The sequence below is a fragment of the Parashewanella sp. 2210YD4-3 genome (assembly GCF_056591735.1).
The window spans coordinates 310430-322463 of sequence record NZ_JBWQOG010000003.1 but is presented as its reverse complement, the minus strand read 5'-3'; the positions used below and the strand labels follow the sequence as shown (position 1 = coordinate 322463).

General features: G+C 37.6%; 9 protein-coding genes. 7 read left to right on the top strand and 2 right to left on the bottom strand.

What is annotated here, in order from left to right; genetic code table 11:
* Position 1: 1 nt before the first annotated feature.
* Positions 2 to 544 carry a glycine cleavage system transcriptional repressor gene (locus tag AC1EU0_RS06675; RefSeq protein ID WP_480301391.1) on the bottom strand — a complete coding sequence of 181 codons (543 nt, stop codon included), beginning with the start codon at positions 542 to 544 and terminating at the stop codon, positions 2 to 4.
* Positions 545 to 719: 175 nt separating this feature from the next.
* Here AC1EU0_RS06675 and dapA point away from each other — a divergent pair, with 175 nt between their 5' ends.
* The 5 genes from dapA to AC1EU0_RS06650 all read left to right on the top strand — a co-directional run bounded on the left by dapA (position 720) and on the right by AC1EU0_RS06650 (position 5762).
* The gene (gene dapA, locus AC1EU0_RS06670; protein WP_480301390.1) at positions 720 to 1604 is read left to right on the top strand and encodes a 4-hydroxy-tetrahydrodipicolinate synthase; all 885 of its coding nucleotides are present in this window, start codon (positions 720 to 722) and stop codon (positions 1602 to 1604) included.
* Between the two features lie 4 nt (positions 1605 to 1608).
* Positions 1609 to 2694 (top strand): outer membrane protein assembly factor BamC, encoded by a 1086-nt coding sequence (bamC, locus tag AC1EU0_RS06665; RefSeq protein WP_480301389.1) that lies wholly within the window; start codon positions 1609 to 1611, stop codon positions 2692 to 2694.
* Between the two features lie 121 nt (positions 2695 to 2815).
* On the top strand, positions 2816 to 3517 hold the full coding sequence (tsaB, locus tag AC1EU0_RS06660; protein ID WP_480301387.1) for a tRNA (adenosine(37)-N6)-threonylcarbamoyltransferase complex dimerization subunit type 1 TsaB: 702 nt from the start codon (positions 2816 to 2818) through the stop codon (positions 3515 to 3517).
* Between the two features lie 168 nt (positions 3518 to 3685).
* Positions 3686 to 4366: a response regulator transcription factor gene (locus tag AC1EU0_RS06655; RefSeq protein ID WP_480301386.1), complete on the top strand. Its 681-nt coding sequence runs from the start codon at positions 3686 to 3688 to the stop codon at positions 4364 to 4366.
* Positions 4359 to 5762 carry a HAMP domain-containing sensor histidine kinase gene (locus tag AC1EU0_RS06650; RefSeq protein WP_480301384.1) on the top strand — a complete coding sequence of 468 codons (1404 nt, stop codon included), beginning with the start codon at positions 4359 to 4361 and terminating at the stop codon, positions 5760 to 5762. The genes AC1EU0_RS06655 and AC1EU0_RS06650 overlap by 8 nt, the downstream gene beginning before the upstream one ends.
* Before the next feature lie 223 nt (positions 5763 to 5985).
* Here AC1EU0_RS06650 and AC1EU0_RS06645 read toward each other — a convergent pair whose 3' ends face one another.
* Entirely contained in the window at positions 5986 to 6291 is a 306-nt protein-coding gene (locus AC1EU0_RS06645) for a hypothetical protein (protein ID WP_480301571.1), read from the bottom strand.
* Here AC1EU0_RS06645 and AC1EU0_RS06640 point away from each other — a divergent pair.
* Complete coding sequence (locus AC1EU0_RS06640; RefSeq protein ID WP_480301567.1) at positions 6245 to 8932, top strand: TonB-dependent receptor domain-containing protein; 2688 nt, start codon at positions 6245 to 6247, stop codon at positions 8930 to 8932. The two genes, AC1EU0_RS06645 and AC1EU0_RS06640, sit on opposite strands and share 47 nt — an antisense overlap.
* 309 nt (positions 8933 to 9241) lie before the next feature.
* Positions 9242 to 11992, top strand: a complete 2751-nt coding sequence (locus tag AC1EU0_RS06635) for a M16 family metallopeptidase (RefSeq protein WP_480301383.1) — start codon at positions 9242 to 9244, stop codon at positions 11990 to 11992.
* The last annotated feature ends 42 nt before the right edge of the window (positions 11993 to 12034 follow it).

Sequence of the window (12034 nt, the reverse complement as noted above, 5' to 3'; positions counted from 1 at the left end):
ATTATTCATCCTGAGAAATTTTGGAAAGTTGTTTTATAGAACATTCTAATCCAAGCTGTTGCGCCATTTCCATAATTTGCGGGGTTATTTCATTAGGAGAGATTGATTCAGGAATATTAACAATCACCTGAATTTGTTGTGTGTGGTTGCCATCATCACCAGATTCAGCATGGGATTTAACACTTGCTAAGTCTAACTGTTTATCTGCAAGAAAACGGGTAATGGTTGCCATAGTACCTTGCTGGTTTGTGCCAGAAAAATTAACTTCTAACCTAGAGATAAAGTTAGTAAGCGTATGTTTTGATGTCCGCTTAACCACGGTTAATAAATCCAACTCTGCACTCAAGCTTGGGATAGTTGTTTCTATTTTTGCGATTGATGTCCAAGAGCCTGAAAGCATCATAATCATGGTAAATTCACTTCCAAAAATTGCCATTCTGCTATCGACAATATCGCAATCACAATCCCTAGCGAGCATTGCAAGGCGGCTTACAATACCGGAGCGGTCTGCTCCCATAGCCGTAAGTACTAAATAATTGGTCATTAATTTACCTCTTTGGAAAAGCGAAAATTGACTGCAATAAACCACAGAACTCAATTGGGAGGAAGATGTTACCAAATTTATCCTCTTGTTTGTACTTGTCATTATTGCTGAGCGTAAGTAACATAGCGTGGCTCAAGTGATACTTGAGAATTTTTCTTAGTTGAGGGGATAACAAATGTTTAAGGGAAGTTTTGTTGCCTTAGTCACGCCCTTGGAGCTTGATGGTAGTATTGATTACCCAAGCTTAAATAGGCTGATTGAATTTCATATCGAAAATGGCACTGATGGGATTGTTGCTGTTGGTACAACTGGCGAGTCCGCAACTCTTACTACAACTGAATATGTTGATGTAGTTAAACATGTTGTAACAGTCGTAGACGGTAGAGTGCATGTCATTGCTGGAAATGGTTCGAACTCCACGGCACATGCTGTTGAGCTTACCCAAGCGCTCTCACCACTTGGTATAGATGCAATGCTTTGCGTCACTCCTTATTACAATAAACCATCTCCCAAAGGTTTAATTGCACACTTTACACAAGTAGCTAACAGCACAGATGTCCCTCAGATTTTATATAACGTTCCCGGCAGAACAGCTGTAGACATGCAGCCAGAAGTTGTTGCTCAGCTTGCTAAATTATCTAATGTTGTTGGTATAAAAGAAGCTACCGGTGATGTTAATAGAGTCGAAATTTTGCGTGAACTTTGCGGTGAAGATTTTGCAATTTTAAGTGGGGATGATGCCACTTGCCGTGAGTTTATGTTGCTCGGTGGAGATGGGGTTATTTCTGTGGTGAATAACATCGCCCCAAAAAAATTCAAACACCTTTGTGATCTTGCTTTAGCTGGTAACACAGATCTTTCTCAACAAGTTGATGAAAGCTTATCTGGTCTTTATGATGCTTTATTTGTAGAAGCAAATCCTATCCCTGTAAAATGGGCTTCATACCATCTTGATTTAATTGCTAATCCAACAATGAGACTACCTTTGACTGAACTTTCTTCTAGTCACCATGGTCTGTTAATAGACGCAATGAAAAAAGCCCAACTAGAGGTTAAATAATTACATGCTAAAAAAAGTTTCACCATTGGTCTTGATTATGACCGTTGCAGCTTGTTCTACTCCAACAGACCGTCGTCAAGCTAACGGTTCGGATAATTACACCAAACAAAAAACAGAACCATCACTTATTATTCCCAATGGTTTGAAGCCGATCACCTATAAGTCAGAATTTGATTTGCCTAAACTAAGTAATGATGCGCCAAAGCAAGTTGGAGCCTCCCTAGATATTCGTCCCCCTTTGCAAGTGTTGGCATTGGCTGAAGGAACTCGGGTTGAGGATAATAGTAAGGGTGTAAAAGTACTTGTTGAATCAGTAAATAATAAAATAAATCTTAAGAACGAGATAATTGCAACGCTTAAAGCGTTTCTTAAGAGCCGTAACATCTCAATATTGAAACAAACCGATAATCCTTTGAAAATACAAACTGATTGGGTTGATACCACTAAAGTTATTGATTCAAGTATTATCGGCAGCGATACCAGTTACACTTTGCGTCAACGTTATGAATTTGATGTGAACATAAAACCCCACGGACGTACTGGAGAAATCGCAGTTAAATTACTTGATCACCAAGAGCAATATAATGGTGATATGCAAGGAATGAAGCTTACCGATACAGATATGCATCGCTATACAGTTGATATGTTAAATTCAGCCATTTCTTATTTAAGAATTGAGCGAAATAAAGCGATTAAAGCTGAACGTGTAGAGCGTAGCCTAGGCATGAAAGTTGAGTTTAAAACGGACTCGGAGTCCGGTTACTGGATAGTTAACTCTGCTCATAACAAAGTTTGGGAACGATTACGCATCGTTTTACCAGAACTAGGTTTTGAAATTGTTGACAAAGATTTAAGTAAAAACCTGTACTTCGTAGATTATAAAAATGATACCGGTTTTTGGAGCTCATTGTGGGGTGACAGCAATAAGATTGATCTTAAAGAAGGATCGTATCGTTTAACTGTTGAACCACAAGATAACTCATCAGTTAAAATCACTCTTCATGATATTGAAGATAAAGCACTCCCTCTTGAGCAATTAAAGACGTTAAGTAAGCCATTGATTACTCAAATGGCTGAAAAGCGTAAGTAATCTATTGCTCCTGGCAAGTGGGGTTAATCCCACTTGCTATTTTGCCTATGCTTATGCTCTAATCGCGATTTCTGTCCTTTTCATGCGTTAGCAATCTAACCTTTCAATTTGTAGTAACACTATGCCTAAAACTAACCCAATTATTCTTGCCGTTGATACTTGCACAGAAGCCTGCTCCGCAGCATTGTATGTAAATGGCCAAATATTCTTTGAATCAGCCAATGCGCCAAGAGAGCACAGTCAAAGACTGTTAGGAATGGTTGATTTATTACTGTCTAAAGCGGATGTTTCACTTAGTGATGTAGATGGAATTGCTTATGGCCGTGGTCCCGGAAGCTTTACAGGGATTAGAATTTGCACAAGCATGACACAAGGCTTGGCTTTAGGGCACAATATTCCTGTTTATGGTGTATCAACTTTAGAAACCATGGCTCAAGTCGCTAAAGAACATGGAGCAAAGCAAATCATTTGTGCCATTGATGCTCGAATGAATGAGATTTACACAGCACAATATAGAATCGAAGAAGACAAATGTATTGCAGTTTCTGATGAACAAGTCTGTGCACCAAAAAGCATCAGCATTTCTTTAGATAATGCAATGAAAGTTACTGGCTGCGGAACGGGATTTTCTGCTTATCCTGATTTAGCTGAAAATTTTGCCGATTTAGAAATTCAGCCCCTCGCAGAGCTTCCTTCAGCCAAAGCAATGCTCTCGATTGCAATTGAAGCATGGCAAAAAGGGCTATATACGTCGGTAGATGATCTTTCTCCTGTTTACTTGCGCGATACAGTCACATGGAAAAAATTACCGGGCAGAGGATAATCTCTGCCTTTATCTCTTAAAAATCTCATTTCTTTACCCCATAAGCTTTTCATAAGCTTTTTATGTCAACAATAAAATCCGCATAGCAGTGAAAAATCCTCATTAATTAAGCTGTTCTTTGTATTTTTCATATGTTACAAATATGTTTATAAATATGGAGGTTTTTGTATGCGTATTTTGTTAGTTGAAGACGATATGAATTTAGCTGATGTAAATCGTCGTTTATTAATTCGAGAAGGGTATGTAGTCGATGTAGCGCCTTCTCTTGCGATCGCTAAGGCTGCTGTCGTAGATATCAAATATGACATAATCTTATTAGACCGGATGCTTCCTGACGGGGAAGGCCTTGAATTGATTAAGTTCTCTCAACATAAACATATCCCAAATCGTTTTCTTGTACTAAGTGCGCTCAATGAGGTAGGAGATAAGATTCAAGGACTGGATCTCGGGGCTGATGACTATATTCCCAAACCATTTGAACCAGATGAATTGCTTGCAAGAATTCGTGCAGCTATGAGGCACGGATTAGAGGAAGTAACCAAAGAAGTCAAATGTGGTCAATTGGTTTTTGATTGCGTTGGGCGTAGCTTTCAACTTAATGGTGACGCGTTTGTTTTACCTAGACGTGAAATGGTCGTACTTGAAACGCTTATTCAGCGTGTAGGTAGGGTAACAACACGTGAGACTATAGAATCTGAGATGTATGGTTACGACGACGAAATTCTATCTAATTCATTAGAATCTCATGTTTCGAAGTTAAGAAAAAACCTTAAAGAAAATGAAATTAATGCCTCAATCCATACTGTGAGAGGTGTGGGCTATATTTTAAAAGAGATAACAGATGATTAAGAACTTTTCATTTCTTTTTCGCTCCATGTTAGGGCAAATGTTATCTTTAACTTTTGCTTTTCTCGTAACGGTATTGCTTGCAATTGTTGTGATACCGATATTAAAGGTGCATAAGGGTGATGATCCTATAAAAAATACCATCCATTATTCACTAGCTGATGTCACCAAATTTGTTTTTGGACCAAGTGAAGAAAATACACTTAATGATTTAACAAGATCAGAAAAGATAAAGCACGTAAAAAAATATAATCCAAACTTTGAATATTATTTAAAAATCAATGATGACGTTTATAGTTCAACTAGCAATAAAGTTGCCCGTTGGGCAAAACTTTTTGATTTGCCCAACGTAACACAAATGGAACGTAAGTTAACAGATGTTGATGACTGTGCCAATGTCAGTTTAAGAATGTACAAAAAGACGGACAATGGAATGGGATATGTGTTTTCCAGCCTTTGTGGAAGTAAGGAAATTTATTATGAAGTGTCGGGGATAACGACACCGATCCCTGAATACCAAGGATGGTTTACTAGTGATTTACAAGACTGGCTTTGGTATAGAAGTAAAAATTATGTCTACACGACACTAGGCATCATGGTTATTGCATTTTTAGTCGTACTAATTACAACTAAATCTATACGGCGAGTCGCTAAAGTTGCACAATCTTTTGACCCAGATTCTCTTGATCATGAGCTTCCAGAAAAAGGTCTTCCATCAGAAGTGCTGCCGTTGGTGCGTGCGATAAATCAAATGATAGTAAAAATTGACGAATCAAAAGAGCAGCAAAATTTCTTTTTATCTACAGCTGCTCATGAAATGCGAACCCCTCTAGCGATTTTAAGAACCAGAATTGAAGAAATTGAAGATAGTGAAGTTAAAAACGAATTAAAAAATGATATTCATCGTTTAACTAAACTGATAAATGATTTGCTTAAGTTGATGCGTATAAAAACGCCAGAACAGTTTACAAAGGAAATAGAATTAGTGTCTCTTATAAAGGGTGTAATTGCTGAAAGAGCACCCAATGCTATAACTAATAGCGTTGAATTGGAGTTTGACACTGAATTTGATGATTATGTGATTATTGGAGATAAGGGGCTTTTTGAAGTAGCTATAGCAAATCTAATTGATAACGCTGTTTCTTTTTCACCAAAAAATGGAAAGGTATCGGTAATAATTTCTGAAGAAGGTTGTATTCAAGTCAAAGATCAAGGACAAGGCATTAATCCTACAGTTTTACCAAGGCTATTTGAACCTTTCGCTAAGTCTCCACCAAATAGAGACGGTCATGGTTTAGGGTTAGCTATTGTAAAATCCATTATCAGTTTACATAAAGGAAAAATTACCGCTTCCAACTTAGAAAATAGTGGAGCATGTTTCTCTATCAATTTTTCTTAATATTTCTTCACGCAATCAATTCCGATATAACTTTTGGGGATATCTTGTTTGTTTGATATCGAAAACAATTCATTTGACCTTTTACCAAAAATTTAATTTTCTTATATGTAAAATTAATGTAAAACAATAAGGTTGTCGTAAGGTTCACGTAAGGTAAGTTATTGAATATGGATTTCGGTAACTGGTAAGAACAATCAACATCGTAAAGAGGTAGTTAGTTGATTTAAATAATAACTATATCGCTATATTCCTTCCGGGAGAGAGGACAAGGACAATAGCCTAGCTCAGGAACCTTATCTATGAATAAGTACTGCCTTACGTCAAAAAAATTATTGCCATTGGCAATAATCTCTTCATTGTCTACTTCGGCGTTCGCTGAAGAAGATAATAAAGTAAATAAAAAAGAAGAAATCGAATCTTTTGAAGTTACCGGCTCACGTCTTAAAGTTGGTGATCCATCTGTTCGTGTTGAATCTATAACGGTGCAAGACATCAGAGCGCGAGGCTTAGTTTCTGCAGAAGATGTCATACGTACTATCCCTCAGAACCTGTCTACGCTTAATTCTACGACCAACTTGGATATTGGTGGTGCACTAGATACAAATCTAGGTGCACTTGGCTCTGGCACTGCAACAGCCAATTTACGTGGACTTGGCTCACAATACACCTTAGTGTTACTTAATGGTAAACGTATGGCAGGTGCTGCTGGTCAACAGAATTTTTTTGCCAATTTAAAAACAATTCCAGCAGATGCGATTGAAAGAGTTGACATCATGCTTGATGGTGGTTCAGCTGTTTACGGAACCGATGCAATTGCAGGTGTAATTAATATCATTACTCGTAAAGATTACAATGGCGGAAATCTAAACATTCAGCGAGATTCAGCAAGCAACGGTGGTGGATTTACTAAAATTAGTGGTTCTTATGGAACAAATTGGGACTCAGGGAGTTTAACTGCAACTTTAGGGTATAGTGAAAGTACTCCAATCAGTACTCAAAAAGCAGGTTTTGTAACACGAGATCATAGTGCAAGGTTTGGTGGCAACCAAGCCTATAATTATAAAACAGATCGTGATTTAAATAGGCCCGGTATTATTGTTGTTCCTCCAAACCTACCACCTCGATTTGCTAGCTTTCGTCCTTTTGATTTTATAGTGCCGAGTGGGAACGGTATTGGGTTAACCCCTGATGATTTAAAAGCACCAACTCAAGCTGAATGGTCAGAAAATATTGCTCCTGATGCAGGAGGCAAAACATCTGATACTTCTGTTACTTTTAATTTCCAGCAAGACCTTACAGACAAATTGTCTATAGATACTACCTTGCTTGCAACACGTTCAAGAACGAAAACATCTGCAGCTCCTTTGTCAGGAGGTAAGTTTTTGGTGCACGCTAGCAATGCTTTCAGCCCTTACCACAATTTGCCGAAAGACCAACAGCGTAGTGTTTGGGTAAGTTATGATCCGGTCTATGAGCGAGATAATGGGTTGATAGGAAACTTTAATCAAACAAATGAAAGCACACTAATTCAATTTGATTTGGGCTTACAATATGACTTTAATGATGATAATAGTATTAGCTTAGAGTATACAAATTCAGAGTCTTCTAGTGATACAACACAGTATGACTATGGGCAAACAACAGAGCGAAATCCAAGGTATCGAAATCTAGCGCAAGAGCAAAAGATACGAGAATTATTAGATTCAAGTGATCCGAAGGTTGCTATTAATTTATTTGGAGATGGTACAGCACAAAACTCCACAATTGCTGAGTTGTTAGTTCCTATTTCAACCAATGAAGATATTTCCACGAATGAAAGCATTAACTTATATTTTTCGGGAGAATTCGGAAGTCTACCAGCAGGCGCGATTAATTATGTCATTGGTACTGAGTATCGTGTAGAAGGTCTTGATAATAAAGACGAGGATGACCTTTTTGACAGACATGGGACTTTAAACCCAAACAGAAAATTAAATGCCTATTATGCTGAGGCACGAATTCCTTTGATTGGGGAGAATAATAAATTTCCATATATAGAGGGCTTAACTTTATCCTTACAAGCAAGATACGATAAATACGATATGCAAGGGGCAGCAGGGCGCGAAATTGTAACCCAAATTGTTGATGGCAATGAAGTACCAGTGCCAGATCCTGATAATTTCGGCAGGCCCAAAGAAGTAAAAGATCCTGTAACAGGTCGAATAGTACCAATTCTTATTCATTCAAAGTTTAGCAACCTAAGTCCTCGTATTGGCTTAACTTGGAATGTGAATAAAGACCTTACAATTAGAACCAGTTGGACTGAGGCATTTAAAGCACCAAGTTTTTCAGATTTATTTTCTACAAGAAACTCTGATAGAAGAATGTCAAATTTTGTGTTTGATCCATTAGTTGATGGCTTTCCATTCGTTCCAGCTTTTAGTACATTTGGTCCAAATCCAGATCTAAAACCTGAAACTTCTCAGATAACTAGTATAGGGTTCAGTTATGAGCCAAGTTGGAGTGAAAACACAAAACTAGACGTCACCTATTCAGATATCGAACTAAAAAACCGCATTTCTTCTAGTGGGCAATTAATGGATCTTTTGCCAAAAGAAGTTTATGGCAATCTCAATCAATTTTTTATTCGAGATGACAGTGGGAAATTGATCGAGTATATAGGGCGACCCATAAATATATCTGAAAGAACATCAAAGAATCTTGATATTGAATTAACATCAATTTTCGATACTGACTTTGGGCAATTCTCACCAAGAATTTATTATACAAGGGTAATTAGTCAGTTTGACCGAGCAACACCAGAATCAGAAAAAAAGTCTTTTGTTGGGCTATTTAACGGAGTTGATAGATATAAGATAGTTTCAAGTGTTGGATGGAATTATGATAAGTGGTCTGGTGAGGTAATTGGTAAGTATACCCCTAGTTACGTAAACGACTCTCAAGATTTAAAAGGAAAAGATCTACCTTTTATGAATGTTGACTCTTATACAACTTTTGATCTTAACTTAAAATATGAATTTACCAACGGCCTTGCAGTACGTGTTGGTGGAAGAAATATCTTTGATGCAGATTTTCCATTTGCGTTGAACGGATTCGGAAAACCCTATGATGCTAAACGTGTTGATTTGAAAGGTCGAGTTATATATGGCGAAGTTTCATATAGCTTTTGATGTTATTGAGTAATTATAAAATAAAAGCACTACTAATCAGTCGTGCTTGTTTTTGTATGTGCGATTTAACATCAGAAAAACTATTGTTGATAAAGCAGTAGCGTAAGGCTTTTGTAAGCTTGAGGGGGGATTATCAATTAGAGCGATGAAATTAGTTCTCCCTGGGTAAAGCACTGCAAATGAAGTTTAAATTGCAGTGCTTTTTTTATGGATGTAATTTTCAATTGTAAAATTTTATGTTCGATAAGGTTGCGATAATGTATATTTCGCTTAATTGGAATTGAAATTATAAAAAGGAAGCGATCAATTATGGCAACAATGAAAAAAATAGCCGCCGCAGTTATTTTAGCTTGTGCTACCAGTAGTGTAACTATGTTACCTGCAACAGCAGAAGCGAAATCTAGCATTGTGGATCAGGTTAAAGTTAACTATCAAAAAATCACACTAGATAATGGCTTAAGAGTCATTGTTCATTCAGATCATTCAACACCAAGTGTTTTCGTCGGCGTATGGTATGGAGTTGGTTCTAAAGATGAACCAGCTGGAAAATCTGGTTTTGCTCACCTATTTGAACATTTAATGTTCCAAGGTACTGAAAATCGTGAAGGTGAGTATTTCTTACCATTCACTAAAGCAGGTGCGGTTGGAATGAACGGTACAACCAGCCAAGATAGAACTAACTATTATGCAACAGTTCCTAGTTCAGCCGTAGATATGGCGCTTTGGATGGAATCTGACCGTATGAGTAATCTACTTGGCGCTGTTACCAAAGAGGCACTGGATGAACAGCGTGCAGTAGTTAAAAACGAAAAGCGTCAAGGCGAAAACAGACCATACGGTCGCGCTTATGAAAGGATCCTTAAAGGAGTTTACCCTAAAGGGCATCCATATCAACACACAGTGATTGGCTCAATGGATGACCTTAATAATGCTGCAATGGAAGATGTTCACCAATGGTACAAAGACTACTATGGTGCTGCCAATGCTGTTGTTGTTCTATCTGGTGATATAACAGCCGAAGAAGCGAAAAAGAAAGTTGAGCATTATTTTGGCAGCGTGCGTCCAGGCAAGCAACTTAATCAAATGGTTGAGTGGCAACCTGACATTAATACTGTTAAGCAAGAAGTTTTATACGACAAAGTAGGCGCAGCTCGCTTAATGCGTGTTTGGTCTACTCCAAACAACCAATCAAAAGATTCAGCATTACTATACATCGCAGGAGAAGCATTGGCTGGAGGGAAAAACTCACCTCTATATAAAAAGCTTGTCGATGAATTAAAACTTGCTACAAGTGTAAGTGCTTCTGCAAATGCACAAATACTATCAGGATTATTTTCTGTAACAGTTAATGTCCGCCCTGGTGTAGATGTAGCTGAAGTCGAAAAAGTTCTGGATCAAGAGTTAGCTAAATTCCTTAAAAAAGGTCCTGACAGCGATTTAATTGAAAATACAGTATATGGCGTAAATAGTTATTTTGTATCTTCGATGGAAAGTACAGGTAGTATTGGGCGCTTTTTAGTTGAAGGTGAGTTGTATCACAACGATCCATTGCATTTTAAAACCTCGCAAAAATGGTACAACAGTGCCAATACCAAAAATATTAAAACAGTAGCTAACAAGTGGTTATCAAAGCCTTATTATGAACTTCAAATTTTACCTTCATCGCAAAATACGGCAAAAACCAATAAAGTTGATCGCAGTAAGATCCCTGCAGTCGGTTCTGTTGGTAATGTCAAGTTCCCTGACATTGAAACTGCTTTATTAGATAACGGTATTAAGCTTGTTGTTGCTAAGCGTGATAAGTTGCCGTTAGTTTCAGTTGGTATCGAGTTTAAAACAGGCAGTGCTGCAGACCATGGCTACCGTACAAATACAGCGGCTACTGTATTTAGTCAGCTAAATAAAGGTAGTGATAAATATGACGCAAATGAGCTTGTTGCTGAATTTGATAAAATTGCCATGTCGCCCCAGATTCGAAGTGGTACTGAGTCATCGACATTCTCTTATGGTATTTTATCTCAAAAACTAGAAGAGTCTCTAGAGCTTGCAGCAGAAACAATCATTAACCCTTCTTTCCCTGCGGATGAATTAAAGAAATACAAAGATAATGCAGAAGGCTATTTCATTAATTTAGAGCGTAACCCTGGAAGTGCAGATCGTAGCTTGTTCAGTCGTGCAATTTATGGCGCAGATTCACCTCTAGGAACAATTTGGACTCGTGAAAATCTTAATGCACTCACTCGTCAAGATTTGATTAATTTCCATCAAAATGAAATTACACCACAAAATACTACTATCTACCTAGTTGGTGATATTAATATAAAGCAAGCTAAAAAATTGGTTGGTGATGCATTTGAAGACTGGGATAACACTGGCAACTCAAAACTTAAGGCTGTTGGAAGTGCTAAACCTAATAAAGCTCGCGTTATTTTAGTAGATAACCCGAATGCTATTCAATCAAATATCAGAGTCGGTCACTCTATTCCTGGTTATAACCATAAAACAGCTGAAACTCTTGAATTGATGAATGCTGCTTTAGGTGGTGGTTTTAATGGACGTATCAACATGAATCTTCGTGAAGATAAAGGTTGGACATACGGTGCATATTCAGGTATTGGTTACAACAACAGCGGTGATATGTTCATTTCTGCTGGCGGTGGTTTTCAAACTGATAAAACCATTGAAAGTATTAAAGAGCTTAAGCGTGAATTTAATGACTATGTAACATCACGCCCTATATCAAAAGAGGAGATGGGCAGAGATGTAGCGAATAAAACACGCTCAATTCCTTCAAGATATAGTTCAAACTCTGGTTATTTAAGTAGTATGCTACGAGCTGCTAAATATGGTCTGCCATTCAATGATGATGAGCGCCGCTCTTCCAAGTTGCAAGCTGTATCGATTGAAGATGTTAAAAAGTTAGCACAAAAAACCATTAAGCCAAATGCTTTGACTTGGGTTATTGTTGGCGATTTAGATAAAATTGAAAAAGAAGTTCGTGCTCTTAAACTTGGAGACGTAGAAGTATGGGATGCTTACGGAAATAAAGTACGTCATTAATCCCGATAAACCACCACGATCATTATGATCGTGGTGGCGTTT